General features: G+C 59.6%; 21 protein-coding genes and 2 pseudogenes. 9 read left to right on the top strand and 14 right to left on the bottom strand.

Going from position 1 to position 26,261, the window contains the following annotated elements; translation table 11 throughout:
• Positions 1-8: 8 nt before the first annotated feature.
• From trbJ to PUT78_RS17510, 6 genes are all read right to left on the bottom strand, one after another.
• A complete protein-coding gene (gene trbJ, locus PUT78_RS17535; protein WP_274353576.1) occupies positions 9-800 on the bottom strand; it encodes a P-type conjugative transfer protein TrbJ in 792 nt (263 codons plus the stop codon).
• Complete coding sequence (gene trbE, locus PUT78_RS17530; RefSeq protein WP_274353575.1) at positions 797-3,307, bottom strand: conjugal transfer protein TrbE; 2,511 nt, start codon at positions 3,305-3,307, stop codon at positions 797-799. The genes trbJ and trbE overlap by 4 nt, the downstream gene beginning before the upstream one ends.
• 9 nt (positions 3,308-3,316) lie before the next feature.
• Entirely contained in the window at positions 3,317-3,598 is a 282-nt protein-coding gene (locus tag PUT78_RS17525) for a VirB3 family type IV secretion system protein (RefSeq protein WP_274353574.1), read from the bottom strand.
• On the bottom strand, positions 3,598-3,930 hold the full coding sequence (locus PUT78_RS17520; protein WP_274353573.1) for a TrbC/VirB2 family type IV secretion system protein: 333 nt from the start codon (positions 3,928-3,930) through the stop codon (positions 3,598-3,600). Before PUT78_RS17520 ends, PUT78_RS17525 begins: the two co-directional genes overlap by 1 nt.
• A complete protein-coding gene (trbB, locus tag PUT78_RS17515; protein WP_476453969.1) occupies positions 3,927-4,874 on the bottom strand; it encodes a P-type conjugative transfer ATPase TrbB in 948 nt (315 codons plus the stop codon). The genes PUT78_RS17520 and trbB overlap by 4 nt, the downstream gene beginning before the upstream one ends.
• Before the next feature lie 203 nt (positions 4,875-5,077).
• Positions 5,078-5,965 carry a LysR family transcriptional regulator gene (locus PUT78_RS17510; RefSeq protein WP_274353571.1) on the bottom strand — a complete coding sequence of 296 codons (888 nt, stop codon included), beginning with the start codon at positions 5,963-5,965 and terminating at the stop codon, positions 5,078-5,080.
• Positions 5,966-6,058: 93 nt separating this feature from the next.
• Here PUT78_RS17510 and PUT78_RS17505 point away from each other — a divergent pair, with 93 nt between their 5' ends.
• A complete protein-coding gene (locus PUT78_RS17505) occupies positions 6,059-6,670 on the top strand; it encodes a LysE family translocator (RefSeq protein ID WP_274353570.1) in 612 nt (203 codons plus the stop codon).
• Positions 6,671-6,686: 16 nt separating this feature from the next.
• On the opposite strand, the gene PUT78_RS17500 is transcribed toward PUT78_RS17505, so the two are convergent.
• From PUT78_RS17500 to PUT78_RS17485, 4 genes are all read right to left on the bottom strand, one after another.
• Positions 6,687-7,106: a ribbon-helix-helix domain-containing protein gene (locus tag PUT78_RS17500; RefSeq protein WP_476453968.1), complete on the bottom strand. Its 420-nt coding sequence runs from the start codon at positions 7,104-7,106 to the stop codon at positions 6,687-6,689.
• A 28-nt stretch (positions 7,107-7,134) separates the two neighbouring features.
• On the bottom strand, positions 7,135-9,126 hold the full coding sequence (locus PUT78_RS17495; protein WP_274353568.1) for a conjugal transfer protein TraG: 1,992 nt from the start codon (positions 9,124-9,126) through the stop codon (positions 7,135-7,137).
• Between the two features lie 154 nt (positions 9,127-9,280).
• Positions 9,281-10,258: a LysR family transcriptional regulator gene (locus PUT78_RS17490; protein WP_274353567.1), complete on the bottom strand. Its 978-nt coding sequence runs from the start codon at positions 10,256-10,258 to the stop codon at positions 9,281-9,283.
• Entirely contained in the window at positions 10,248-11,504 is a 1,257-nt protein-coding gene (locus PUT78_RS17485; RefSeq protein WP_274353566.1) for an MFS transporter, read from the bottom strand. Before PUT78_RS17485 ends, PUT78_RS17490 begins: the two co-directional genes overlap by 11 nt.
• 169 nt (positions 11,505-11,673) lie before the next feature.
• Here PUT78_RS17485 and PUT78_RS17480 point away from each other — a divergent pair, with 169 nt between their 5' ends.
• Positions 11,674-12,561: a LysR family transcriptional regulator gene (locus PUT78_RS17480; RefSeq protein WP_274353565.1), complete on the top strand. Its 888-nt coding sequence runs from the start codon at positions 11,674-11,676 to the stop codon at positions 12,559-12,561.
• A gap of 59 nt (positions 12,562-12,620) precedes the next feature.
• Here the strand turns inward: PUT78_RS17480 and PUT78_RS17475 are convergent.
• From PUT78_RS17475 to PUT78_RS17460, 4 genes and pseudogenes are all read right to left on the bottom strand, one after another.
• Positions 12,621-12,977 (bottom strand): annotated as a pseudogene (locus PUT78_RS17475) (DUF3363 domain-containing protein); the annotation flags it as partial.
• A 1-nt stretch (position 12,978) separates the two neighbouring features.
• Positions 12,979-14,496, bottom strand: a pseudogene (locus tag PUT78_RS17470) (ParB/RepB/Spo0J family partition protein); the annotation flags it as partial.
• Positions 14,497-14,620: 124 nt separating this feature from the next.
• A complete protein-coding gene (locus PUT78_RS17465) occupies positions 14,621-15,016 on the bottom strand; it encodes a DUF2958 domain-containing protein (protein WP_274353563.1) in 396 nt (131 codons plus the stop codon).
• On the bottom strand, positions 15,013-15,975 hold the full coding sequence (locus PUT78_RS17460; RefSeq protein ID WP_274353562.1) for an ArdC family protein: 963 nt from the start codon (positions 15,973-15,975) through the stop codon (positions 15,013-15,015). Before PUT78_RS17460 ends, PUT78_RS17465 begins: the two co-directional genes overlap by 4 nt.
• 290 nt (positions 15,976-16,265) lie before the next feature.
• Between PUT78_RS17460 and PUT78_RS17455 the strand changes: the two genes are divergently transcribed.
• The 7 genes from PUT78_RS17455 to PUT78_RS17425 all read left to right on the top strand — a co-directional run bounded on the left by PUT78_RS17455 (position 16,266) and on the right by PUT78_RS17425 (position 26,099).
• Positions 16,266-18,080, top strand: coding sequence for an McrB family protein (locus PUT78_RS17455; protein WP_274353561.1), 1,815 nt, complete (start codon positions 16,266-16,268; stop codon positions 18,078-18,080).
• Complete coding sequence (locus PUT78_RS17450) at positions 18,080-19,366, top strand: McrC family protein (protein ID WP_274353560.1); 1,287 nt, start codon at positions 18,080-18,082, stop codon at positions 19,364-19,366. Before PUT78_RS17455 ends, PUT78_RS17450 begins: the two co-directional genes overlap by 1 nt.
• Before the next feature lie 197 nt (positions 19,367-19,563).
• Positions 19,564-21,624 carry an ATP-dependent nuclease gene (locus PUT78_RS17445; protein ID WP_274353559.1) on the top strand — a complete coding sequence of 687 codons (2,061 nt, stop codon included), beginning with the start codon at positions 19,564-19,566 and terminating at the stop codon, positions 21,622-21,624.
• Positions 21,617-23,377, top strand: coding sequence for a UvrD-helicase domain-containing protein (locus PUT78_RS17440; RefSeq protein ID WP_274353558.1), 1,761 nt, complete (start codon positions 21,617-21,619; stop codon positions 23,375-23,377). The genes PUT78_RS17445 and PUT78_RS17440 overlap by 8 nt, the downstream gene beginning before the upstream one ends.
• Before the next feature lie 217 nt (positions 23,378-23,594).
• Complete coding sequence (locus PUT78_RS17435; protein WP_274353557.1) at positions 23,595-24,257, top strand: Fe(II)-2OG oxygenase family protein; 663 nt, start codon at positions 23,595-23,597, stop codon at positions 24,255-24,257.
• Positions 24,254-25,207, top strand: a complete 954-nt coding sequence (locus tag PUT78_RS17430) for a hypothetical protein (RefSeq protein ID WP_274353556.1) — start codon at positions 24,254-24,256, stop codon at positions 25,205-25,207. The genes PUT78_RS17435 and PUT78_RS17430 overlap by 4 nt, the downstream gene beginning before the upstream one ends.
• A 109-nt stretch (positions 25,208-25,316) precedes the next feature.
• The gene (locus PUT78_RS17425; protein WP_274353555.1) at positions 25,317-26,099 is read left to right on the top strand and encodes a hypothetical protein; all 783 of its coding nucleotides are present in this window, start codon (positions 25,317-25,319) and stop codon (positions 26,097-26,099) included.
• The last annotated feature ends 162 nt before the right edge of the window (positions 26,100-26,261 follow it).

Raw genomic sequence — 26,261 nt, 5'->3', positions numbered from 1 at the left:
CCTCCCGGTCAGTTGATGCTGCGGTTGAACATCCGCGCAATGCCCGGCTGATAGCCGCTGCCGGGCGTCAGAAAGCGCTCGCGCTGGATGCGCCCTTGTTCGGCGGCCGTGGCGCGCTCCGCCTCCGACAAGGCCTCCGCCCGTCCATTGGCCGAGATGACCGCAATCAGGTCGGACAGCTGTTGCGACTGAAGAGCGAGAAGCTGGTTGCCGGCCTGCGTTGCCTGAAGCGCACCGGTCGCCCCTTGGCTATGGCCGACAAGCTCCGACATCTGCGTACGGTTGCTGTCGATATTGCCAACCACACCGGCCTGCACCCGCATGGCATCCTGCAAGCCTCCGACTGTATTCTCCCAGCGCGAGCGCGCATCAGTGATCATTTGGGCGTCGGTCACTGTCAGAGACAGGTTGCCGTAGTCCTGCTGGAACATCTGGTCGATGCTTTGGACGTCGAAAGCGATGTTCTGGGCCTGCCCCAGAAGCTGCTGGGTCCGTTGGACGTTTTGCTGGAGTTGCTGAAGTGACGAGTAAGGCAGGCTCGCGAGGTTGCGGGCCTGGTTGATCAGCATCTGCGCCTCGTTCTGGAGCGAGGTGATCTGGTTGTTGATCTGTTCCAGCGTCCGGGCAGCGGTCAACAGGTTCTCTGCGTGGTTGGTCGGGTCATAAACGATGCGACCGAAGCCAAAGAACGCATGGGCTGGTGTCATGAACACCGGGGCCAGCGCCAGGGGTGAGGCAAGCGCAATCGCCAGCGCTGAGGCGCTCACCATACGCGTGATCCGGGGCATTTTGATTGTCATGGGGTCGTCTCCTTTTCCTCCGGGGTGTGTCTGATGTCGCCGCTCTCGGGAACCGTGAGCGGTAGGGGCTTACTTTCGGTTGCGAGATTGGTGAGGTCCGGAATCAGATCCGCGGCCCAATCCACGCCGCGCTCACGCAGCCAGGCGGCGAGGAAACCCTCGCGGCCATGCTCAGCGTGGATGCGCTCGATGGCGGCCTGATCGGATTTGGAGGATGCAGCGCAGAGCGCGAGCCCGACTTCGGACAGGCCAAGCTCGAACAGGCGATTTCCCCTGCGGCTCTGGCAGTAGTAATCCCGCTTCGGCGTGGCCCGTGCGAGGATTTCGATCTGTCGGTCGTTCAAACCGAAGCGGCGATAGATGGCGGTGATCTGCGGCTCGATGGCGCGCTCGTTCGGCAGCAGAAGCCGCGTCGGGCAGCTCTCGATAATCGCAGGCGCGATATCGCTTCCATCAATGTCGGACAAGCTTTGCGTGGCGAAGATGACGGAGGCGTTTTTCTTGCGCAGCGTTTTGAGCCATTCACGAAGCTGGCTGGCGAACCCCTCGTCATCGAGTGCAAGCCAGCCCTCATCGATGATGAGCAGCGTGGGCCGGCCGTCGAGCCGGTCGCTAATGCGATGGAACAGGTAGGACAGGACAGCCGGGGTCGCGCCGGTTCCGACAAGCCCCTCGATCTCGAACGCCTGAACATCCGCCGAACCCAGATGTTCGGCCTCTGCATCCAGCAGCCGCCCATAGGCACCGCCGATGCAGTATGGGCGGAGCGCCTGTTTCAGCTCTCCGGATTGCAGCAGAACCGCAAGGCCGGTGATGGTGCGTTCCCCGACCGGCGCAGAGGCCAGCGAGGTCAGCGCCGTCCAGATATGTTCCTTCACCTCGGGCGTGATCGCGATGCCCTCGCGCATGAGGATCGCGCCCAGCCAGCCAGCGACCCATGCCCGTTCATAAGCGTCGTCGATCTGGGCAAGCGGCTGAAGCGAAACGGAATTGTCCGCCCCATCCGTCAGCCCGCCGCCGAGGTCGTGCCAGTCGCCTCCCATGGCGAGGGCTGCGGCGCGAATCGAGCCGCCGAAGTCGAAGGCGAAGACCTGTGAAAGCTCGTAGCGGCGGAACTGCAAGGCCATGAGGGCAAGCAGCACGCTTTTGCCTGCACCCGTGGGGCCGACGACGAGGGTGTGGCCCACGTCGCCGACATGAAGGGATAACCGGAACGGGGTGGAGCCTTCGGTCCTGGCGTAAAGCAATGGAGCGTCGCCGAAATGCTCGTCCCGTTCCGGCCCCGCCCACACCGCCGAAAGCGGGATCATGTGGGCGAGATTCAAAGTGCTGATGGGCGGCTGCCGCACGTTCGCGTAGGCGTGCCCCGGAAGCGATCCGAGCCATGCGTCCACCGCGTTGACGTTCTCGGCCATGGCGGTGAAGTCGCGGCCCTGGATGATCTTCTCGACCAACCGCAGTTTCTCGTCGGCGATACGCGGATCAGCATCCCAGACCGTGACGGTCGCGGTGACATAGGCCATGCCCGCCACGTCCGCCCCGAGTTCCTGCAAAGCCATATCCGCATCGGCGGCCTTGTTCGCGGCATCGGTGTCCACGAGCGCGGACTGCTCGTTGGTCATCACCTCCTTGAGAATCGCGGCGATGCTCTTGCGCTTGGCGAACCATTGGCGCCGGATGCGGGTCAGCAGCCGGGTTGCGTCAGTCTTGTCCATCAGGATCGCCCGCGTGCTCCACCGATACGGGAAGGCCAGCCGGTTCATCTCGTCGAGCAGTCCGGGTGTTGTCGCGGTCGGAAAGCCGGTGATGGTCAGCACGCGAAGGTGCTGATCGCCGAGCCGCGGCTCCAGCCCGCCGGTCAGAGGCTGATCAGCCAGCAAAGCATCGAGATACATCGGTACCTCGGGCACGCGGAGGCGATGCCGGTTCGTGGATACCGTCGAATGCAGGTAGGTCAGCGTCTCGGTGTCATCGAGCCAGCGACACTCCGGCATGAAACCGTCGAGCAGCGCCAGGATGCGGTCGGTGCGATCCACAAAGCCGCGCAACAGCTCCCATGGATTGACGCCGAATTGCTCGCGGCCCTCATAGAGCCAGGTTTCGGCGCGCGCGGCGTCCTCGGCGGGTGGCAGCCAGAGGATGGTCAGGAAATAGCCGGATACGAAATGCGCCCCGGCCTCCTCGAAGGCAGCTTTCCGTTCAGCGTCAAGCAACGCAGATGCGGTGTCAGGGAAGGTACTGTCGGGATAGGTCGCAGCAGCTGAGCGCTGCGCCTCGACGAAGATGCTCCAGCCGGCGCCGAGACGTCGCACGGCATTGTTAATGCGTCCGGCGACAGCGACCACCTCCGCAGCGACAGCGGAATCCAGATCGGGACCGCGAAACCTGGCTGTGCGCTGGAACGAACCGTCCTTGTTCAGGACAACGCCCGAGCCGACCAGCGCAGCCCAAGGCAGATAGTCGGCGAGACGCGCAGCGGTGCGGCGGTATTCGGCAAGGTTCATCATGGACGTCCCTCACACCGACAGAAATGCCGGGATACGCAGATGCCTGCGCCCCACCTCGACAAAGAGCGGATCGCGCTTTGCCGCCCAGACCGCCAGAAAATGCCCGACCGCCCAGATAGCGATGCCGACCAGCCAGAGACGCAGGCCAAGGCCCACGGCCCCGGCAAGCGTCCCGTTCATGATGGCGATGGAGCGTGGAGCACCGCCGAGCAGGATATGCTCGGTCAGCGCCCTGTGGACCGGGACCAAAAATCCCGGCACCGCATCGAGTTGTTCGAGGCCCGCCGCCATCAGATGAGCGCCCCGCCGCCGAACGAGAAGAACGACAGGAAGAAGCTCGACGCGGCGAACGCAATCGACAGGCCGAACACGATCTGGATCAGCTTGCGAAAACCGCCACCCGTATCGCCGAAGGCCAACGTCAGGCCAGTCATGATGATGATGATGACGGCGATGATCTTGGCGACCGGCCCCTCAATGGATTGGAGGATGGATTGCAACGGCGCTTCCCACGGCATTGATGAACCGGACGCATGGGCGACCGGCGCGAGCATGATGCTGATGGCAAGGGTGGATGCGACGGTCGCCATGCGGCGATAGCCGCGCGTGAGCGTGCGGATCATGAAGATTCTCCTGTGCTGGTGGGGATTGCCAAAGGGATGGAATGCGTGACGCGGTAGTCGCCGTCCGGCCCCAGCGCTTCGACGTGGGCGAGTTCGGCCAACCGGCGCGCGGAACCGCGCCCGGAAAGGACGGCAACAAGGTCGATGGTTTCCGCGATCAGGGCGCGCGGGACGGTGACGACCGCTTCCTGGATTAGCTGCTCGAGACGACGCAGCGCGCCGATGCCGGAACCGGCATGGATGGTGCCAATGCCGCCGGGATGCCCTGTTCCCCAGGCTTTCAGGAGGTCGAGGGCTTCGGGGCCGCGCACCTCGCCGATTGGGATGCGGTCGGGGCGCAGGCGCAGCGAGGAACGGACCAGATCGGAGAGCGTCGCCACACCATCTTTCGTCCGCATTGCCACAAGGTTCGGCGCGGCGCATTGCAGCTCGCGCGTATCCTCGATGATGACGACGCGATCCTGCGTCTTCGCCACCTCGGCGAGCAGCGCGTTGGTCAGCGTGGTCTTGCCCGTGCTGGTGCCGCCAGCCACGAGGATGTTGGCGCGCGAGGAAACGGCCACGCGCAGGCTCAAAGCCTGATTGGCGGACATGATGCCGGCGGCGACGTAATCGTCGAGCGTGAACACAGCGACGGCGGGCTTGCGGATGGCGAAGGCCGGCGCGGCGACAACCGGCGGCAGTAGACCTTCAAACCGCTCGCCGCTCTCCGGCAGTTCGGCCGAGACGCGCGGACTACGCGAATGGACTTCTGCACCGACATGATGCGCGACCAGCCGCACGATGCGTTCGCCATCGGCAGCTGACAGGCGCTCACCAGTTTCGGACAGCCCTTCAGGCAGGCGGTCGACCCACAACCACCCGTCCGGGTTCAACATCACCTCGACCACGGCCGGGTCTTCGAGCAGCCGGGCAATGGCGGGGCCGAGCGCGGTGCGCAACATGCGTGCGCCGCGCTGAATCGCCTCCGGTCTGTGGTGTGTGGCAGTCATCCAGGCCCCGATTTCTCGCGGGGCGCGACAGACGGTCCCCGCATCGAGGTTGATTAAGAAAGCCCGAAATTGGACTGCTTCAACAAGTATTTACGAGCGCGCGGGCATCAGCGGGGAACGGCGGCGAATAGGATGGGTTGAAGTGGCGGCGGCGGTTATGCCTGTGTTTCCCCGGACGCCAGATTGGCCAGCCAGTGTCGAAATACGGCGGCTGGCGAGTCGCTTTCCGGTTCTCGCGCCGAAAGCACGAAATACGCGCTTCCATCCACATGGAAGCCTTTGGGCGCGGCAAGCATTCCCGCGCGAATATCGTCCTGAACAAGATGCCACGGCCCGATTGCGACACCCAGGCCCGCGACGGCCGCTTGCAGGCTGAAATAGAAATGCTCGAAATCCTGTCCGGGATTGGCCGGAGAAGTTTCGCCAGCGATTTCGGCCCATGTCGTCCAGGCTGAGGGCCGCGTGCGCGTATGCAGCAGCATGGTCGCCGCATTTATCCGGTCGGAATCGAAGAAGGCCGCAGCCTTGTCGGGGCGGCAGACCGGGCCTATCCGCTCATCGAAAAGGTGCTGCGCAAGGTAGGTTTCCGGCCAGGTGAAGTCATTGCGGCGGATGGCAAGGTCTATGCCCGATCCGAGGGACACCGGCCCGCCGCCCGCCAGCAGGCGGACATCGGCGGCCGGATGCGCGGCGTGGAATTGCGGCATCCGGGGGATGAGCCAGCGCATCATCAGGGTCGGCTCGCACGACACTGTGACGGGCGCGTTGGCGTATTCGGCTTTGATGCGCTGCGCTTCCTCTTCGATCTCGCCGAGACCCCGCGCAACCACCTGCGACAGCCTGCGCCCCGCATCTGTCAGAAAAACCGCACGATTGCGGCGCTCGAACAGGGACGTGCCAAGGTCTGCCTCAAGCAGCCGTACCGCCCGGCTGACAGCGCCGTGCGTCAGACTCAGGCGATCCGCTGCCTTACTGAAACTCTCAAGCTCGGCAGCAACCCGAAAGCAGGCGAGCGCGGGGAGCGATGTGATGTGCTGTCTCATAGGTGATTTATTCTCACACATTCTGTCAGAAGTCATCGTTTTTGCCGTCGTCATCACCGCGTTACGCAAAGGGAAAACCGAAAGGATGCGCCTATGGCCGAATTGCTCGCCGTCATCACCATCTTCGCCGTTATCAGCCCGGGGCCGGACTTCGCCATGGTGTCGCGCAACTCGCTGTCGCTCTCCCACCGCGCGGGCATTCTGACCGCGCTCGGCATCGGCTTGGGTGTGCTGGTGCATGTCAGCTATACGCTGCTCGGCATCGGGGTGCTGATCCGCGAGTCACCGGGCCTGTTCAACATTATGAAGCTGGTTGGCGCGGCCTATCTGGTCTCGCTGGGCGCGAAGATGCTGTTCAGCTCCAAGGTAGAGGGTCCGGTTGCGACGAACGAAAAGACCCTGTCTGATCTTGGGGCCCTACGGATAGGGTTCCTGACGAACGTATTGAACCCGAAGACCACCATCTTCATCGTCAGCCTGTTCATGCAGGTCATTCAGGTGGATACGCCGCTGGCGACACGGATTGCCTACGGGCTGTTCATCTCGCTGGCTCATGTGGTGTGGTTTTCCGCTGTCAGTCTGTTCTTTGGCGCTCCGCGTATCCAGAAGCGGATTTTCGGCGTGCGCCATTGGATCGACCGGACTTTCGGCGTCCTGCTGGTCGGCTTCGGGATTGCATTGGCGGCTGCCAACATAGGTTCCTGATGATTATGATGAATCGTCAGCTTGGGTCCGGGGCCGCATCGCTATCCGGCTCGACGTCGCGCGACAGTTCTTTCAAAAACCTGTCCCCGGTAGCCAGCCTGCGGCCAAGGCTCAGCATGAAGCCCTCGAACCGTTCATTCCCCTTGATGCGGGCGGACTGTTTGGCGTTGTCGGGCAGCGGCGGGGTGGTCGTCAGCCAGAAGCGGATGAACAGCGAAATGATTTCGCCGAGGATGGCGAGGTCTTCGTCGAGCGTGTCGATCTGGCGGCTGATCCTGTCCAGCCGGCGCGACATGGCCGCTTCCAGCCGATCCGATGTGTCGCCCGACAGGAAGGAGGCGACCGCCGCCTCGATAATTGCGGACTTCGAGACCTGTCGGCGCAGCGACAGGGCCTCGACCTGTTTGAGCAGTTCCGGGTCGAAATAGACGTTCATGCGTGTGCGGGGTCTCATTGCCTCTCCTTCAAAGCTCAATGCCGTCATCGAGGTTCATGGACGCCTGCCGCGCGACCATCCGCATGCGCGAGCGCAGCGCGCGGGCCATTGCCGCATCAACGTCCGGTTCGTCGTCCAGAATGTCGAACTCCTGAGCGGGCGATGGCGGCGGCGGAACGATTTCCTCATGCTCGGGCAATTCGGGCTCGCGGCGGATACCGGCATTGTCCGGATCGGCCTCGGTGCCGCTTGCGGTGGTTGCTGTGGGCCTCTTTGCTGGCAAGACGACACGGCTTGTCCAGTCGTCGGTTGGCGCTGACGGCGCGGCCGTCGATGCGGCTGCCAGGTCGGGCGGCGGCAGGATGCGCTCTTGTAATCGGGCATCCTCGAAATAGCGCGCCTTCTGCGCCCGGATCGGCGGCGTGCCCGCCACCATGACGATTTCGTCGGTTGGCGGAAGCTGCATGATCTCGCCGGGTGTCAGCAGCGGCCGCGCGGTTTCCTGCCGCGAGACCATCAGATGCCCCAGCCACGGGGCCAGCCTATGCCCGGCATAGTTGGTGGAATCGCGCAACTCGGTCGCGGTGCCGAGCGAGTCCGACACGCGCTTGGCGGTGCGTTCATCATTTGTGGCGAAGGCGACGCGCACATGGCAATTGTCGAGGATCGAATTATTCGGCCCATAGGCACGCTCGATCTGGTTCAGGCTCTGGGCGATCAGGAAGGATTTGAGGCCGTAACCGGCCATGAACGCGAGCGCAGATTCAAAGAAGTCGAGCCTGCCCAATGCCGGAAACTCATCCAGCATCATAAGCAGGCGATGCCTCTTGCCGGAGAGTGTCAGTTCCTCGGTCAGCCTGCGTCCGATCTGGTTGAGGATGAGCCGGATCAGCGGCTTGGTGCGGTTGATGTCGCTCGGCGGAACAACAAGGTAGAGCGCGACCGGCTGTGGGCTGCCGACCAGATCGGCAATGCGCCAATCGCAACGGTTTGTGACACGCGCCACAACCGGGTCGCGGTAGAGGCCGAGAAACGACATGGCGGTCGAGAGAACGCCGGAACGTTCATTCTCACTCTTGTTCAGCAGCTCGCGCGCGGATGAGGCTACGACCGGATGAACGCCTGCCTCGCCCAGATGCGGCGTGCCCATCATCGCGCGTAACGTGGCTTCAACCGGTCGGCGCGGATCGGACAGAAAGTTGGCTACACCCGCCAGCGTCTTGTCCTGCTCGGCATAGAGGACGTGCAAGATCGCGCCGACGAGCAGGCTATGGCTGGTCTTTTCCCAATGGTTGCGCTTGTCGAGGCTGCCTTCGGGATCGACCAGTATATCCGCAATGTTCTGAACGTCGCGCACCTCCCACTCGCCCTGCCGCACCTCCAGCAGCGGGTTGTACGCTGACGACTTCGCATTGGTCGGATCGAACAGCAGAACGCGACCATGCTTTCCCCGAAACCCTGCCGTCAAGGTCCAGTTCTCGCCCTTGATGTCATGGACGATGCAGCTTCCCGGCCAGGTGAGCAGTGTCGGCACGACCAGCCCGACGCCCTTGCCCGACCGCGTGGGCGCAAAGCACAACACATGTTCGGGTCCGTCATGACGCAGATAGTCTTGGCGATGGCGACCGAGCAGGACACCATCGGGGCCAAGCAGCCCGGCTGCATGGATTTCGCGATCCTCGGCCCATCGCGCCGAACCGTAGGTGGCGACGTTGCAGGCTTCGCGCGCGCGGATGATCGACATGAGGATGGCGGCGGCAATCGCAAGAAACCCACCAGACGCGGCGATAATCGCACCCTCGATGAAAATCGCGGGCGCATAGGCGTCGAAGGAAAACCACCACCAGAAGAACGCTGGCGGATAATAAACCGACCAGCCCGCCAGATCGAACCAGGGGCTTCCAAGCTGTGGCTGGAAGCCGAACCGGAACGCCACCCATTGCGTCGCAGCCCAAGTCATCATCAGAACGATGGTGAAGACGACGGTGATCTGACCCCAGAGTATTCTGCCTCCGCGCATCGTGGCTCCAATCAGCAAGAGTGACAGAGCCGATCAGAGAATGGGCAATTGTGGGTGGAGCAACAGCAAAAGTGCATCCGTAGGGCCGCCGGATACTATCGGCGGTAATTCGGATAGGTGGCGACGGCACCATTTTGGCACTGTTCGTTGAGAGCTACCGCGAATCAGATTTCGGGTACGCGCGGCTCGCTTTTGACGCCAGAGTCAGCAGGTTCACCAGTGCAGGATCGCGGTTGCGCGGCGCCCAGACAGCCGAAAAGGCGACGGTTTCAGGCTCATCACGGATCGGCAGGAAGGCAACATTTGCGACAACGGCTGTCGTCATCTCCTCGACGAAAAGCGAAATCCCATGCCCGGCCGCAATCATCGACAAGAGCGCGCTGCCCCCGACATCGAAACGCTGGATCGACGGCACCGGCCATTTCCCGGCCGAGCGTGCCACGATCAAGCCGTGAACCTGCGGGCCGGAGCCGCCTTGGCGAACAAGGAAGGTTTCTTGTGCAAGCTGCCGCCATTCAACATCTATCTGTGCCGCCAGAGGGTGCATTGGCGGTAATGCCACCATCAGGCGGTCGCGCCAGATCACTCGGGAATTGAGGTCGGGGATCTCGTGCGTGCAGGCCATGAAAGCGACATCGAGCCTGCCTTCGCGCACCATGAACTGCGCGTGGTGTGCGGTGCTTTCGGTAATGTGCAGGCGGACGCCAGGATGATTGTCGTGGAACCGCTCCAGCAGGCGGTGGAGAAAGCAGCCCGCCGTTAAGGCATGAATGCCGATCCGAAGCTCGCCGTCCTCGCCGCGCGCCTGCATCCCGGCGGTTTTGATCGCATGATCGAGGATACCCAAGGCGTCATCAACCTGACCGACAAAGCAGCGTCCCGCTTTGGTCAGTCGGACACCGCGCGTGTTGCGATCAAACAAAATGATGCCAAGGTCCGCCTCCAACGCCTTGATCCGGGTGCTGACGCTCGACTGGCTGGTGCCGAGCGCCAGAGCGGCGCGGTGGAAGCTAAGATATTCGGCAACGGCGAGCGCCTGAATCAGAGCAGCCATCGGGATGCGACGATGCAGCAACCGCAATGGCTCGTTCTGCACCGATATCTTCAACCTTCGCATGGCTTCAACGGCCATTGCTGGTGTTTATGCTCGTACTTTGCCGATCGGTTTTCCGCGAGGACGCGAAACCGTGTGTGCGCGCTGCCCAGGCGGCAACCAGTGCGGCAACAAGTAATGCCAGCACACCCCACGAGAAAGAAGACACACCGAAGGTTTCAAGCAACAGGCCGCCAGCGATCGCACCACCTGCAATTGCGGTATTCCAGACTGTTACGATCATGGACTGTGCCACATCAGTCGCCTTGCCAGCCGTCTTTGCTGAAGCCGTCTGGAACAGGGTCGCGGCCCCACCGAAGGCCAGCCCCCAAATCGCCACGGACATATAGACCACCAACGGCAAGGTTCCGGCAACACCGAGGGCCAGAGCGGAAAGTCCGAACAGGACTGTGCTTGCCAGCACCAGTTCGCGCAGCCATCGATCAATCAATATGCCGACGATCCATATACTGACGATTGCGGCCATACCGAAGACCAGCAGCACAAGATCCACCCGATCAGCGAGGCCCGCAGGCACGAGAAACGGGGCGATATATGTATAGAGAATGTTGTGGGCGAGGACATAGGCGAGCGTCACGAACAGCACCGATCGGATACCCGGCAACATGAAGACCGTCCCAATGGAAAAGCCCTTACCGCGTGCCTGACCGGGATAGTCAGGCACCTTCGCCAAGACCCAGAATATGAGGACAACGGTCAGCACACTCATAAGACCAAAGGTGGCACGCCAACCAACTGTCGCGCCGAGTAAGGTGCCAGCAGGAATACCAAGCGAAAGCGCAATCGGCGTTCCCGCCATCGCGATTGCGATGGCCCGTCCCTTTAGGTGCTCAGGAACCATACGGGCTGCATACCCTGCCGCCAGCGCCCAGAGCAGGCCCGCGAACACCCCGGCAAAGAAGCGGGCAACCATCGTGGCGGCATAGTTATCGGATATCGCTGTCACTGTGTTGACGATGGCAAAACCACCAATTGCCAGTAGCAGGAGCGGACGGCGGCGCCATCCTTGTGTCGCGGTCGTCAGCGGGATGGCTGCAACCAGCGAGCCAATGGCATAAATGGTGACGAGTTGCCCGACCAACGCCTCGGAAACCGAAAGGCCATCTGCCATTTGCGGAAGCAGGCCCGCTGGCAGCGCTTCAGTCAGGATAGTTATGAACGCCGCCATGGTCAGCGCCAGAAGCGCCGCCAGCGGTAGCCGGTCGGGCGCATCCGAAGCCGCGTTGCCGGGTCTGATGGCTAGTGTATCGTTTGGTGTTGTCATTGATCCGCCTCTGCCTTGTCTGAATAGCCACCTGCAGACGGAGCGCCTTGGAAAGACTGCATAATCTGCCGATTGCGACATGACCCCAAAGCTAGACGGCTTCCCCTAAAGTGAAAACTAGGCTACAGTTCAAGTCACTTCGGACATTTATGTCAGCAATGGAATTGCGATGGATAGCCTCGGATCACTCAACGCCTTCGTTCAGGCAGCCGAGTTGCGCAGCTTCACCGCTGCCGGGCAGAAACTTGGCGTCTCATCATCGGCGATAAGCAAATCGGTCGCACGACTGGAAGATCGGCTCGGCGTCCGCCTGCTCCACCGCTCGACGCGAACAATCACCCTGACACCGGAAGGGGCGCTCTTTCTCGAAAGATGCCGTCGCATCTTCTGCGAACTGGAGGCCGCAGAACTGGAACTGTTACAGACAAGGGGCATGCCGAGCGGCAAACTGAGGGTCAGCCTGCCGCTTGTCGGCATGCTGATGATGCCGACGATCACCGCGTTCGCGCGGGCATGGCCTGATATCGAAATGGACCTCGATTTCACTGACCAGCGGGTGGATGTGATCGAGGAAGGTTTCGACGCGGTTGTCCGCACCGGGGAAATCCGCGACTCGCGTTTGATGACCCGCATGCTCGGCACGTTCAACTACAGGCTGGTTGGCTCGCCGTCATATTTTGCTGAGCATGGCAGGCCCCGAACTGTGGCCGACTTGTCGAAGCATCGGGGCCTGCGCCATCGTTTTCCGAGCACCGGCAAAATCGAGGAATGGCCCTTGCATTGCGACGGCAAGCCGAAGTCCGCCGAAATTCCTACGGTGACTGTCGCCAGTGCGATCGAGCCGCTGATACACCTCGCAGAGGAAGGTATCGGTCTTGCATGCCTTCCTGACTTTGCAATCCGGGACCGGCTCGCCAGAGGGACGTTGGTGTCGGTGCTGGACGATGTGGTCACGCATTCGGGCAGCTTCCGTATCCTCTGGCCCTCAAGCCGCCACCTGTCCCCGAAACTCCGGGTTTTCGTGGACTTCATGGGAGAGAATCTTTTTCCGCCCTGATAGAATGGACCAGAATGGGGATATCAAAAGGGATCGGGCAGCACACAACACTTGCCGCTCTACAAGCCCAGCCCCCGCTGCCGCCCCAACTGCCACGACACCGCTCCGCCTTGCACAACGCCAGCGACCTCGCGGCCGAGCTGACGGTCGATGACGGGCCGCCACGGGACAAGGGTGAACTCGTGGCTCTTCTCTACCACGGCAAACTTGCCGCTCGATAGCTGCACGGTTCCGGTGAACTTACCGCTGACATGCTCGCCATCTGCGGCGTCCCGGAATGGCAACCCCTTGCTCTTCGCCAATTCCATACCGACGCGCTCCACCTCCCGCTCGCGCAGTTTAGCGAGCAGATTGCGGCGATAGACGACACGCCCGTCGCGGCTCCGGGTGGCGTTCCCCTGTTCGATGTGATGTTCACAGATGAACCTCCCGGACTTGTGCTTCCAGGCAACCGCGACTGGAATGCGGCATGAAGCAATCCATGACCAGCCGGTGGAGCAGTGCCGTCATGGCGACATGCGGGTTCACCGCGACGGCATCACGCAATGCCAAGGTCCGATGCGCCGTCAGCTCACTTACCAGACGATCAGGCAGAGGCTTGATGGTCTCGGTCTCGTCGTCATCCTCCTGTTCGACCGGCTGACCGCCCAGCGTGATAACCGCACGCATGCGGCTCACCTCCGGTTCTGCCCGCTGGATCACCTCGCCGGTTTCCGGGTCAACGATCTCAGTCTCCGGTTCCGCAGGCGTTTCATCCTCGGCGCGAACATAGCCGCACTCGACCAGCAATGCGCCATCGGCGTCGATGCTGATGAACACACCGGCAATGCCGATCTGATCCGGGCCGAAGGTCATTGGACGGCGCTCGAAGGTTTCCAGTGCCTGTTCGATCTCCCCGAGGCGGGCGTCGATCTCGTCAGGCAGTTCGTCCGCCTCGCCATATTCGGCTTCAAGCCGATCATATTCGTCGCGCAGAGCCTCGCGGGTGGCGCGTTCCTCGTCGCTCAGATCGACCGTGGTGCCGACAATCTGGCGAAGGCCATGATCGTGACCGTAAGGAAAGGTGATGGCGACCTCGATCCACTTCCAGCCCTCGGCGGCGATAGCTTCGGCCTCGGCCTTCAGCTTTTCGCCCACCAGCCGGTCGAGCAGCACCGGATCTTGCAGCCAGCCGCCATCGTCCTGCTGGAAGAGATCGCGCAAGACGCAGCCACCAGCTTCCTCATAGGGAGCAATGCCGACAAACACTGCCCGCTTGTCGGCGGCGCGGACCGTGGTTTCGGTCAGCAGGCGGCGGATGTGGTAGGGTTCCTTCTGCCAGCCATCCTTGATCGCTTCCCAGACCTGCTCCTGACGGGCATGGTCAGAACTGACGCTGAAGGCCATGAGCTGTTCCAGCGTCATGCCGTCCTCGGCATAGACGTCGAGCAAGGCCGGTGAGACGGAAACCAGACGCAAGCGCTGCTTCACCACCTTGGCATCCACGAAGAAGGCGGCGGCGATGGCCTCCTCGGTCATGCCCTTCTCGCGCATGGCCTGGAAGGCGCGGAACTGGTCGAGCGGATGCAACGGTGCACGCTCGATATTCTCGGCGAGCGATACCTCGTCGATCAGCACATCGGCGCTGGCCTCCGACACGACGCAGGGGACCGGCGCGACCTTGGCGAGGCGCTTCTGCTTGACCAGCAGTTCCAGCGCGCGGAAACGGCGACCGCCAGCGGGCACCTCGAACATGCCGGTTTCCTTGCCCTCGGCATCCACCACCGGGCGAACATGCAGAGACTGGATCAGGCCGCGGCGGGCGATGGACTCGGCCAGTTCCTCGACCGAGATCCCGGCTTTGACGCGCCGGACGTTGGACTGGCTGAGAACCAGCTTGTTGAAGGGAATGTCGCGCGAGGACGACAGGGTGATCTTCTGAACGGCAGTGGCCATGTCAGTTACTCCATGACGGACGCCGGTGAGCCTCTCTCTCCGGCTATCAGCCCGTCACGAAGCGAAGCGCCGCCCTCTTCCTCTGAAGAGAGCGACGCCAGCCGCAGAACCTGAAACCCGGAAATCAGGCACTCCGGTTTTCTGTATCGGCGGATGTACGGGAAAAGGCCGCGCCGACGCGGTAGAGCAGACGCTCGGCGGCGCGGATGCTGCCGGTCTCACGGGCGGCCTCGGCCCAGACCGAGATCGGGAAATCCCCGGTGAACAGCAGATCACGCTCGATGCCCATGCCGAAGGGAAACCGGACTGACTGCATCTCGCTCAGGCTCCACGAGCCCAGTTCGGGAGAACCGAGATCGGCCAGGCCGAACATGATGTCGCCTTCCTCATCGAGTTCGGTGGCGAGCCAGACGCCCTCGCCGAGGGGGTTGAAGAACTTCACGACCGGGATGTGATCCTGATCGCGCTGGCGACCATTTGCCAGCAGGCGGTCGCACTGTGTGCCGGTCAGAAGGATCATGCCGCAGCCCTCCGGTCGGTTACACTGGCATCCAGCTCCACGGTGTTCTCGCCCGGCAGATGCGACAGCAACCAGTCCGCCGCCTTGCTGGCCTGCGAGGCCGCGCGGACAATGGCGCGGGAATCCTCGCGCATGACCTCCAGCCACGACCCGATGTAATCGGCATGGCGCACGGTCGGCACGATTCCGAGCGCGGCGCAGCTGAAGGCCGCGGTCTGTTCCGCAATCATTTCCTCGAAGGCGTATTTCTTCGAGCCGAAAGATCCGGTCAGATCGCGATTGAGACGGCTGTGATGGCCGCTGGCGTGACCCAGCTCGTGCAGGGCCGTCCGATGCCAGTTGATCGGCTCGAAATAGGCTTGCGGAGGCGGCACCTGCACATAGTCGAGGGACGGCATATAGAAGGCGCGATTGCCACCGATACGGAAGTCGATGCCGGTGGCCCGGATCAGCGCCTCGACCCGAGGTTCGATCGTGCCCGGCGGGGGTGGCGGCGCGACTGCCGTGATGTCATCGGGCAGGCCATCGCATTGTGCGGCATTGAAGACCGTGAACCGCTTCAGGAATGGAATGGCATGCGCATCCTCACCCGTCTCGCTGGCCCGGCGCTTTTCGTCCTCGGGGGTGAAGCGGTCGGCATAAACGACGGTGGTGCCGCGCTCGCCCTTGCGGACATTGCCGCCAAGCGAAAGCGCCTGGCGAAAGGTGAGCCACGCCTGACCGGGAAAACCATGCTGGATGACAGCGCCCCAGAGGATGAGAATATTGATGCCTGAATAGGACCGGCCGGTTGAAGCATTTCTCGGCAGGCCCAGCGGGGCGGTATCCGGCGACGAGCCCCAGGGCTGGACCCAGGGCAGACGCCCTTGCTCCAGCTCGGCGATGATCTTGTTGGTGATGTCGTCGTAAAGGTTGCTGCGCGCGCCACCGTCAGCGGGGCTGCGATCGTGTCTGGCCATCGGGATGATCTCCGCGACGGGCACCGGAAGCCTCTCTTCCAGCCCTCAACCCGTCACGGAAAACCCGTCCTCACTCTCACTCTGAAGGGGGCGTTGCGGAGTCTCCCCGCAGAAGAGGGTGCGTCGGCAACGCCAGTGCCGACCAGGGGGAAGGCTTTCCCCCAAATGCCTCTGTATACTGGACAAAAAGAGCTTTTCTGGTTTCTTATGCAAGCTGGACCGACTCGCGCCAGTCGGAAGACGAATATTGCATGCCGCACTGGTTATCTAAGTATTTCCGAGGAATTTTCGTGGCCCGTTATAACCCAGATGCTGATCTTTCTCCCCTTTACGAGACGATGGATCGTCTTCGCACTGATTGCCTGATCGGCGATGGTTCCCTGCTTTCACCTGGACGCTCACTCTGGACCGCTGAACACTTTGCGGAGTTGCAGCGTACCTACGTGCAGAACCTCGATGAGGGCGAAGGCAAGTTCTTCGAAAAGCTGAAAGTCCAGCTGTCTGACGCAACCGCTGAAGCGCACTGCCTGATGGCCGAGCTGATCTGGCTACTTTATGCCTTCCAGCGCCGCGATGTCTCTCCCCCGACCAAGGATCGGAAAGTCCGCGAGGTTTGGTCCTGGTCGGGCCAGGATTTGCCGCTAGATGTGGCGGCCCTAACCGAACAGGTTCTTTACGGTGTCGGCCGGGCTGGCCAAGGATATAACAACAATAAATGGCGCGAGCTCGTTCTGTTGATTACCGCCATGCAGGATCTCAAATCCAGGCCTGTTGATGAACGTCGACGCCTGCTCGGGGACGGCGGCGCATTTGCCAGTTGGTTCGAGATACAGGTGAACGGCGAAAATCGGCAATTGCGTCATATCCTGCCCTTCCTGCTTTTTCCTGACAGCTTCGAGCGCATCAGCGCCGGCCAGCATAAACGGGATATTCTGGCTGGCTTCGGGGCCACAACCGCAGCCGATGTCGGTGCTATGAGCATAGCCAAGCTCGATGACGCACTTCTGACTTTGCGCAAGAGCCTTGAAGCCAAGCATGGTTCACACGTCGATTTCTACGAAGGTGACTTCAGGCCCGTCTGGCAGAAGCCGAAAGAAAAGAAGGCGCACTCGACAGATAAACTGGATGAAGAAGCCGTCGTGCCAGCTCCATCCGGTTTTGAACTGAATACGATCTTCTATGGCCCTCCGGGTACGGGCAAGACGTTCAGCACCGCACAACGCGCCGTCGAGATATGTCTAGGCCAAGTGGCGTACGATCCGGGTGCAGTGCGCGCGTCCTATGAGCAACTGGTCAAGGACGGGCGCATCGGCTTCGTCACCTTCCACCAAAGCTATACCTACGAAGATTTCGTCGAGGGACTGCGACCCAAGCCGATGGCATCGGGCGCAGGCTTCACGCTCGAACCCGAAGCAGGTGTGCTGAAAGTGATGACAGAGCGGGCTTCGAAGCAGGCCGGCAACCATGTCCTCATCATTGACGAGATCAATCGCGCCAACATCTCGAAGGTTCTGGGCGAACTCATCACGCTTCTGGAGGCGGACAAGAGACGGGGAGCGCCTGCGGCGATCACCGTCACACTTCCTTATTCCAAGACCTCATTCTCTCTTCCGGCCAATCTGTACATCCTTGGCACGATGAACACGGCCGACAGATCCATCTCGCTGCTGGATACAGCACTGCGTCGGCGTTTCGTGTTTGAGGAACTGCCACCCGATTCCGCAGAACTCGCAGGCATCGAGCTCGACGATAGTGCGCTCGATCTTGCAGCCATTCTGGACAACCTCAATCTACGCCTTATCTATTTTCTGGGAGAGGATGCCCAGATCGGCCACGCCTGGTTTATGGGCGTCAAGACGAAAGCCGAACTCGATCGCGTCATGGCATTCAAGGTCATCCCGCTGCTGCGTGAGTATTTCCATGACGACATTGAACGGGTTCGCATTGTTCTGGGCGGCGGCGACGGCTTCCTGAATCGAACCCCTATTCCGGTTCCCAAGGGGGCTGAGGGATTTGCTGAGGATCGGTATCGCTATTCCGATGTTTTTCGGGAAGAAGGCGCATACCCTGAAGCAGCTTACATGGCTCTTCTGGGACAGGAATAATGCCCAAACAGAAAAGCCATTACTCGCTGCCGGAATGGTCCTCTCTGCCCATTGGACCCGACGGAATCAGCGAAGGAGAAGCCGAGCAACTGCATCTTGCCGCAATCACGGCTGCCCGCAGGCTTGGCGTGGCAGAGAACGGCGTGCTGGCGCGCGGTTTTCGGAAGCTGGAAACCAAGCAGGTTTGCGGCATTATTTCCGTTCCAGGGATAAGTTTGGAAATCCTGCCCAAGCTCGCCGACGAGGACGGTGCATTGCGAGCGACCCTTGTGCGGATGATTGCGGTCGCCTTCGACATACCGCTTTCAGAAGGGCAGATCGCGCAGATGGGCGCACAGGACAGCGACCTTCTCGAAGCCTTTATCAATCTGTTTGTCAAACGCCTGGCAGAACAAGCGAAATCCGGTCTGACGCGCGACTATGTGCCTGAAGAGGATATTCTGCCTAAGCTGCGAGGAGCGCTCGATGTGCGGCAGCAGATCGTTCGCCGCTCGGTTGATCCTTCCCGCCTGCATTGCCGGTTTGACGAGTTTTCCGAGAACACGCCGCTCAACCGGCTGTTCAAGGCCAGCCTGTTGCGCGTCATCCCCTTTGTGTGCTCCGAGCCTCTGCGTCGCCGGATCGCTAACCTGACAGAGCGCTTCATCGACATCCCCGCCAGCCCCGTCCCTCTGAGGGAGCGGATCGTCTGGAACCGGATGAATGAGCGCTTTCGTCAGGCGCATATACTTGCGCGCATGTTGCTGGAAGCAGAGTGGCAAAACACGAGTTCCGGACACCGCACGGGCATTTCGTTGCTCTTTCCGATGAACCTGCTGTTTGAACGGTATGTTGCCCGCTGGCTGCAACGGGTTCTTCCGCCCGGATCAGTGTCGGTTCAGCGCCGACAGCACGCCCTGTTGCAGCATGGTGCCTACCCTCTGATCCCGGATATCGTCATTGACACGCCTGAAGGTCCACTGGTCATTGATACGAAATGGAAGGATCTCGGCGAACATTCAGGCTCCGCGCCAAATGTGAGCCAAGCCGATCTTTACCAACTCGCGTCCTATGGGGCGGTCTATAACGCAAGCCGCGTCATACTTCTTTATCCTGGACGGAAGCGCACGCCACCAACGTCATGGCACTATACCGCCACAGACCGCAGAGTGGAAATCTGGCAAGTCGATTTGGCTCAGGTCCAACAAAGAAAGAATTGGGAGATCATCACTTACGCCATGATCCATTACACGGAAAACGGCATTCCTCCCAGGGCAGATATCCTGCTGACGAGATTAGTTTCGTGATGAGCCTGCAGGCGGCCCGAGCAATATTTGAGAAAAATAGAGAAGCAATGAAAATTCATGGCTTCAGAAGCAGTTAGAGCCATGCAAAAATACTCGTTGCGCCGATCCGAATCGGACATCTCATGATGTATAATTACAGAACTAACGACTAGACGGTGGAATTATATTTGGGGGCGTAGAAATTGAAGCTACACAATGTGAAGATTGAAAACTTCCGATTGCTGCAGGACGTCGAGATTGGTTTCGAAGATAGAACCACGCTGATCGTGGGACGAAACAATAGCGGCAAAACATCGATTGCAGAGCTTTTCCGCCGACTCCTCTCAGAAAAGACTCTCACCTTCCGTCTCGAAGATTTTTCTCTCGGCTGTCACGAGAAATTCTGGAACGCTTTTGAGGCGTTCAGTGCCGGAGCGGAGGTATCCGACGTACTGGATACCCTTCCCGTTATTCGTATAATAATTGATGTTTTGTACGACGTTGACATGCCGGACCTCGGAGCATTGGGCGAGTGCATCATCGACCTAAATCCAGATTGTACATATGCGCGTCTTGTCCTGACTTTTGGCCCTCGACCCAACGCAACTGCATTGCTCTTCGCCGATCTCCCTGCACCAGAAGAAGATGGAGAGAATGCCAAAAGTGCGCTTTTCCGTGCTCTGGGAGCACGGGTTCCTGTCGCCTACAGCTCGGTATTAGAGGCGATTGATCCTAACGACCCCACGAATAGGAAGCCTCTCGAAACGAGAATGCTCACTACTATAATACAAGGCGGTTTCATCAATGCACAACGTGGATTGGACGATGACACGAAACGCGAACGAGATGTTCTTGGAAAAGTAGTAGAAATACTTTTTCAGTCGGCGCTAAACGATCCGATCGATCCTGAAAAAAGGACTACCGCCGAGCAGCTGAAAATCGCTGTCGAAGGCATTCAAAGCGATCTGCACAGCGACTTCAATGTAAAGCTCACATCGCTGCTGCCCACCTTCGAGCTGTTCGGCTACCCCGGACTGGCTGACCCAGGGCTCATCACTGAGACAAGCTTTGACGTCGAGAGATTGCTGAGCGATCACACCAAGGTCCGCTATGTCGGGAAAAACGGGATAACACTTCCAGAAACCTATAATGGTCTCGGCGTGCGTAATCTCGTCTTCATGCTACTGCAAATCTTGCGCTTCTTTCGTGAGTATCAGGCGACACCGACGGCGGCTGGCGTGCATCTAATCTTTATCGAAGAGCCGGAAGCGCACCTTCATCCCCAGATGCAGGAGGTATTCATTCGGCAACTCGATCAGATCACGAATGCTTTCGTCACTCAATTGAATGATAACCTCCCTTGGCCTGTCCAGTTTGTCGTTACGACGCATTCTCCGCACATGGCTAACGAGGCCCGCTTTGAATCCATGCGTTATTTCCTGTCGAAGGCGGACGAAGATGGCGTTCGGCGAACCATCATCAAAGACCTGCGCCGGGGCATGGGAGCTGCGCCCGAGCCTGATCGGGAGTTTCTACATCAGTATTTGACCCTCACACGTTGCGATCTGTTCTTTGCAGATAAGGCCGTCTTGATCGAGGGAACGTCGGAACGCCTCCTCCTTCCGACAATGATTCGAAAAACGGACAGTGCGGCACCTGGAGCACCGCAACTGGGGAGCCAATACCTAACAGTCATGGAAGTAGGCGGAGCCTATGCTCATCGCTTCTTCGATTTGCTGACGTTCCTCGAACTCCGCACATTGATTATTACGGACATAGATACGGTTCGTCCCAATGCAAACAACAAGCGCGAGGCCGTACCTGTCGCGCAAGGGCAATTCACAAGCAACGGTTGTCTGAAGGCATTGTACGGTGCCGATATATCCCCGGCTGCCTTGCTCATCAAAACACCAGACGAGAAGATTACCAATGGCAGGCGCATCGCATACCAGATTCCCGAACAGGATGGTGGAGCTTGCGGGCGCAGCTTCGAAGATGCGTTCATAATCGCGAACCCTGGCCTTTTCGCGCTTGGGGAGGAAGATGTTGCAGCGGCGGCGTATGAACTCGCTGCGGAGCAGAAAAAGTCCGCCTTTGCTCTGCAGTATGCGATCACAAACACCGAATGGAGTGTTCCCCGATACATCGCTGAAGGTTTGAGGTGGTTGGCACAGGGTAATCCTGCTCCTGTGGCCCCCCCAGAGGCAGTAGCGGTCGAAGTCCTCGCCGAAGCTGCCGGCCTCGAGATCGACGCGATCCAGGAAGACGAACATGGCTGAGGGACAAGAAAGCCCAGCAGATGCCGCTGGTCGCATTGCTCTGGAACGCATGTTCGCTTGCTTGGATGAAGGACGCAGCTTTCGCCTAGAGGCAGGTGCCGGCGCCGGAAAGACCTACTCTCTTGAGAAAGCACTTCGCAGATTGATTGAAAAGCAAGGCTCCGCGTTGCTGCGGCAGCGCCAACAAATTGGCTGCATCACCTACACCAACGTCGCCAAAGACGAAATCATTGCCAGAACGAACGCGCATCCTGCCGTGAGACCCGAAACCGTTCACGGTTTTTGCTGGTCAGTCCTCCAAGATTTCCAGCCTACGCTTCGTGAACTGGTTCCCGGGTTGCCGACATGGGAAGAGCGACTTGCGGACACCGGCGGCATCGGTCAGCGTCGTATCCACTATGAACTCGGCTACCCCGGCGTTACGGACGATCAGGTTTCACTTCGCCATGAAGATGTACTGTCACTGATGATCCAGGCGATAAGCCGCCCCAAGTTTCGCCGAGTTCTGACTTCGCGATATCCCATTCTGCTTATCGACGAATATCAGGACACGGATGCCGGATTCGTTGATGCGTTGAAAGAATGGTTTCTTGATAGAGGTGAAGGCCCGTTGATCGGTCTTTTCGGCGACCATTGGCAGAAGATTTACGGCGAGGGATGCGGGCTGGTGGAGCACCAGACACTTGAGGTTATCGCCAAGCAAGCGAACTTCCGATCGGTCGATCCGATTGTGCAAGTCCTGAACCGTATGCGCCCAGACTTGCCGCAGATGGTTAGCGATCCCGCTGCGCAGGGTGAGGCCCGTGTATTTCATACAAACGACTGGCCGGGGCAGCGGCGAACCGGACAAGGAGGAGGCCACTGGAAAGATGACACCAGTCCTGAGGCAGCTCGTGCTTACTTTCAGTGTGTGAAGGATCGGCTGGCTGCCGAAGGCTGGGATCTGTCTGTAGAGAAAACCAAAATCCTAATGCTCAGTCATAGTATTCTTGCTCGGGAACAGGGCTACGAAAACATTCGGAGCATCTATGGCCAGTTCAACGATCCCTGGTTGAAGAAGGAAGATCCTCACATCAAGTTTCTTGCGGACCAGCTTGAACCCGCTTGCGCGGCATTTGAGGCCAACCGTTATGGGGAAATGTTCGAGGCATTCGGGTCCGGTATGCCACGCATCCGCCGTCACGAAGACAAAATTGCCTGGACCAATGGCATGAACGCTCTCATCGCGTTGCGGCAGACCGGAACGATTGGTGAAATAATCGATTTCATCGCCGCCCAGCCGCACATGCGGCTGCCGGCCGCTGTGGAACAACGCGAAGCGAAGCTCGCTGAGGCAGGAGATGAACCCGTAGAAGGAGAGTCGCGCCGGATCACCCAGCTTCGAGGGCTGCGGGCGGTTAGCTATACGGAATTGATAGCTTTGGATCGTTTCATCGACGGGCACACGCCATTTGCCACAAAGCACGGCGTGAAGGGCGCGGAGTTCGAGAATGTTTTGGTGGTCGTGGGACGTGGCTGGAACAAGTACAACTTTGTCCAAACCCTAGAATGGATGGATGCAGCACCTCCCGCTGATAAGCAGGAGTTCTTCGAGAACAATCGAAATTTGTTCTATGTTGCATGTTCGCGACCCCAGGTCCGCCTAGCGTTGCTGTTCACGCAACTCGTTAGTCCCGCAGCGATGGCGAAGCTCACAGAGCTGTTTGGTGAGAACAATCTCGTCGCTCTGCCTCCTGATCCGGTCGCAGCATGAGAGCAACTCTGAACCCACTTCAAGAAGCACATGGAGACTATCGTCCAAAACCAAAGCCCGTTGTCTCACACGATCGAACATACGATAAGCCCCGCGATTTCATGCAAGACGCATTTCCGCGACAGCATGGTTCGCGGGGCAATCTACATCATGCCGTCGCTCGATATCGAGTCGGCGAGCTGCCGATAGCCCAGAAGCCAACTAGAATGACTGAGAAATGATGGGGTTCGATCTGAGACAAAAAATTACCGAAAGCGGCTACGCCCTAATCTCCCAGCATCGTCCTAATGCTGACATCGTCGAAGTCGCTAACGAACTCGGCGATCCGCTCACGCCTTGGGAAGGCGGCCTTGTCCAAACTTTAATTCCTCGCGAAGAATCGGCTCCGAATACATATAGCGGGAACTTTGGACTGGGCCGTTTTCCGTTTCATACCGATCTTGCCCATTGGCGCAGACCACCGCGCTACTTACTCCTACGATGCCTAATTGGATATGATGACGTTCCCACATTGCTGATCGATGGCCGCGCGCTCGTCAACACCATTTCTCGAGACACTCTCGCACGCGCAATCTTCAAGCCACGCCGGCCCCGCGATGGAGCCCTTGCGCTTCTTCGCCTGCTCGAACGTACGTCGGATGGCACCGATCTCCTACGATGGGATGAAATATTTCTTCGGCCAGCGAGCAAAGTTGGCGACACCGCCGACGCCCAGATTCGCAATTGGCTTGCGAAACGTGCCTCGTTGTCGATTGCCCTCATTCGTCCGGGGGATACCCTGATAATCGACAACTGGCGCATGCTGCATGCCCGTTCGCCGATACCGCTAGGACGAGAGGATCGTACTATTGAGAGAGTATATTTGGGAGGGCTAAAATGAAGACGACAATCAAGCCGGGCGCAACGCCGGCAACCTTCGATCCGGAGGCACTCTACGCGAAGGCTGTGCGCTACATCCAGAACATGGATGAATATGACAGCGATAAATGGGAATATGCTCTCTGGTCGAGCCTCGCTCTAGAATTTCTTGCCCGCGCCGCTCTTGCAAATGTAAGCCCCGCGCTGCTTGCAGAAGCCGATAAAAATGGATCGAACCTCTATTTTGCGCTTGGCTTCACTCCGTTCGAAGAGAGGTTCTCGCCGAGATCCATCGCAATCAGCGAGGTGTTCAAGCGCCTCTCAGGGATACTGCCGGAGTTCACCAAGGAGCACGAGAGCTTCGGTGTCGTGCATACCGGTAAGCGCAATGCCGAGCTTCATACTGGCGAACTCGCATTCGAGGGAATTAGGGGATCGACCTGGCAACCAAGATTCTATCAGACTTGCCAAATCCTTCTGACGTCAATGAGCATCCCACTTGATGAATTCCTTGGCGAAGACGAAGCGGAAGTTGCCAGGAAGCTGATCGATGCAGCTGCAGATGAGAGCGCGAAAGCCGTGAGGGGCGACGTTGAGGCGCACAAGAAGGTCTGGAACGCCAAGCCAGAACACGAGCGTACGACGCTGCAAACGCAGGCGTCAGTGTGGGCCACCCGTCAAAACGGTCATAGAGTCGACTGTCCGTCATGTGCGTCGACCGCACTTGTGCTGGGAGAGCCGGTTTCAGCCCCAACGCAGAAGCTCGACGACGACGAAATCATCGAGACGCAGGAGTACCTCCCGACGCATTTTGAATGCGTAGCCTGCGGCCTCAAGATTGCCGGCCTCTCCAAACTCGCAGCCGTTGGGCTCAGCGATCGATACAAGAAGACGCAGACCTACGATGCAGCAGAATATTATGCTCCTGCTGACGATTGGTCCGACTACGAAGACGACAATAACGAACGTTGATAGTTGGCTCCAAGGTAACTTGGCCCGATACACCATTGATGCGCTGCGGAGAGCTGTGGAGAGAGCCTAAAGAAAACTAGCTGCCACAGAGCGGCCGAAGGAGAAGTCTATGGGGGCGCGAGATGAGTTCTCACCCAGAACCAAACAAACACTTGCAGAACGAGCTGCGCACTTCTGTTCGAATCCTGACTGCCTTAAGTTGACTGCGGGGCCACATTCGGATCAGGAGAAGAGCCTGAGAACCGGTCATGCCGCTCACATTAGGGCCGCCGCAAGCAACGGGCCGCGCTACGATGAGAACCAAACTCCGGAACAGCGCAAGCACATCTCAAATGGCTTGTGGCTTTGCAGGGAATGCGGTGACATCGTTGATAAGGATTCTTCGCCTCACAAGCCCGAACTTCTCCTTCAGTGGAAACGTGACCATGAGGCGTTGATCGCGGAGGTTCGCACGAAAGGCTACGCGCAAAGCCTCGTGCTTCTGCAAACACGGCAACAGGCACCCCAGCTTGCGAAGGACATAGTCTCAGAATTTGAGGACCACCGCGCACTCTGGGAGTCGTTTGACGCAGAGTTCCCCGACCGGGTTCGCCAATCGCTGGACCGTCTGCGGTTCAGGTTACTTGATTTACGAAAGGGGCTACCCCAGGGTGGCGAACTGGATCTGGTACTCCAATCATTGACGAAAACGATCCTAACGTTCTTCGTTCAAGTTGAAGAAATCGACTTGGTGACGCTACGTTGCGACAGCGGAAACCCCAGTTGGTTGCGGTTTAGAGATGCGCTAGCGACGCTGCGGAAGTCGGTCGGACTGCAGCTTTTCCATCTTTGCGATGCTTACAAGACTAGTCCCACCGATGAACTAGCACAAATAATGCCCCAAACCGACTAACAGAGCGATAGTGGAGTACATCGCCACCAACCGACTGCGCATTTCGCGGAATTTGGGCAGTGATTTCGCGTGATCTCGGGCACGCGTTTCACGGCATCGCGGGCAGCCATTTCACGCCCTCGGGCAGGCTGGCCAACAGGTTTCATAGAGTCAGGTCTGGGC

The organism is Roseinatronobacter alkalisoli, from assembly GCF_028745735.1.
Lineage (GTDB): Bacteria > Pseudomonadota > Alphaproteobacteria > Rhodobacterales > Rhodobacteraceae > Roseinatronobacter > Roseinatronobacter alkalisoli.
Note: the sequence above shows the minus strand (reverse complement) of the source record. Positions and strands in the feature narration are given on the sequence as shown.

Coding starts and splice junctions, on each gene's coding strand:
- PUT78_RS17460 (WP_274353562.1), bottom strand. CDS start 15,975: ATGGCCAGACACGATCGCAGCCCCGCTGACGGTGGCGCGCGCAGCAAC.
- PUT78_RS17485 (WP_274353566.1), bottom strand. CDS start 11,504: ATGACAACACCAAACGATACACTAGCCATCAGACCCGGCAACGCGGCT.
- PUT78_RS17465 (WP_274353563.1), bottom strand. CDS start 15,016: ATGATCCTTCTGACCGGCACACAGTGCGACCGCCTGCTGGCAAATGGT.
- PUT78_RS17525 (WP_274353574.1), bottom strand. CDS start 3,598: ATGGCGGCGGGCCTCGAACAACTCGATGCGGTGCCGGGATTTTTGGTC.
- PUT78_RS17450 (WP_274353560.1), top strand. CDS start 18,080: ATGCCCAAACAGAAAAGCCATTACTCGCTGCCGGAATGGTCCTCTCTG.
- PUT78_RS17495 (WP_274353568.1), bottom strand. CDS start 9,126: ATGCGCGGAGGCAGAATACTCTGGGGTCAGATCACCGTCGTCTTCACC.
- PUT78_RS17500 (WP_476453968.1), bottom strand. CDS start 7,106: ATGAACGTCTATTTCGACCCGGAACTGCTCAAACAGGTCGAGGCCCTG.
- PUT78_RS17510 (WP_274353571.1), bottom strand. CDS start 5,965: ATGAGACAGCACATCACATCGCTCCCCGCGCTCGCCTGCTTTCGGGTT.
- PUT78_RS17505 (WP_274353570.1), top strand. CDS start 6,059: ATGGCCGAATTGCTCGCCGTCATCACCATCTTCGCCGTTATCAGCCCG.
- PUT78_RS17425 (WP_274353555.1), top strand. CDS start 25,317: ATGGGGGCGCGAGATGAGTTCTCACCCAGAACCAAACAAACACTTGCA.
- trbE (WP_274353575.1), bottom strand. CDS start 3,307: ATGATGAACCTTGCCGAATACCGCCGCACCGCTGCGCGTCTCGCCGAC.
- PUT78_RS17520 (WP_274353573.1), bottom strand. CDS start 3,930: ATGATCCGCACGCTCACGCGCGGCTATCGCCGCATGGCGACCGTCGCA.
- PUT78_RS17430 (WP_274353556.1), top strand. CDS start 24,254: ATGAAGACGACAATCAAGCCGGGCGCAACGCCGGCAACCTTCGATCCG.
- PUT78_RS17490 (WP_274353567.1), bottom strand. CDS start 10,258: ATGGCCGTTGAAGCCATGCGAAGGTTGAAGATATCGGTGCAGAACGAG.
- PUT78_RS17480 (WP_274353565.1), top strand. CDS start 11,674: ATGGATAGCCTCGGATCACTCAACGCCTTCGTTCAGGCAGCCGAGTTG.
- PUT78_RS17440 (WP_274353558.1), top strand. CDS start 21,617: ATGGCTGAGGGACAAGAAAGCCCAGCAGATGCCGCTGGTCGCATTGCT.
- trbB (WP_476453969.1), bottom strand. CDS start 4,874: ATGTTGCGCACCGCGCTCGGCCCCGCCATTGCCCGGCTGCTCGAAGAC.
- trbJ (WP_274353576.1), bottom strand. CDS start 800: ATGACAATCAAAATGCCCCGGATCACGCGTATGGTGAGCGCCTCAGCG.
- PUT78_RS17435 (WP_274353557.1), top strand. CDS start 23,595: ATGATGGGGTTCGATCTGAGACAAAAAATTACCGAAAGCGGCTACGCC.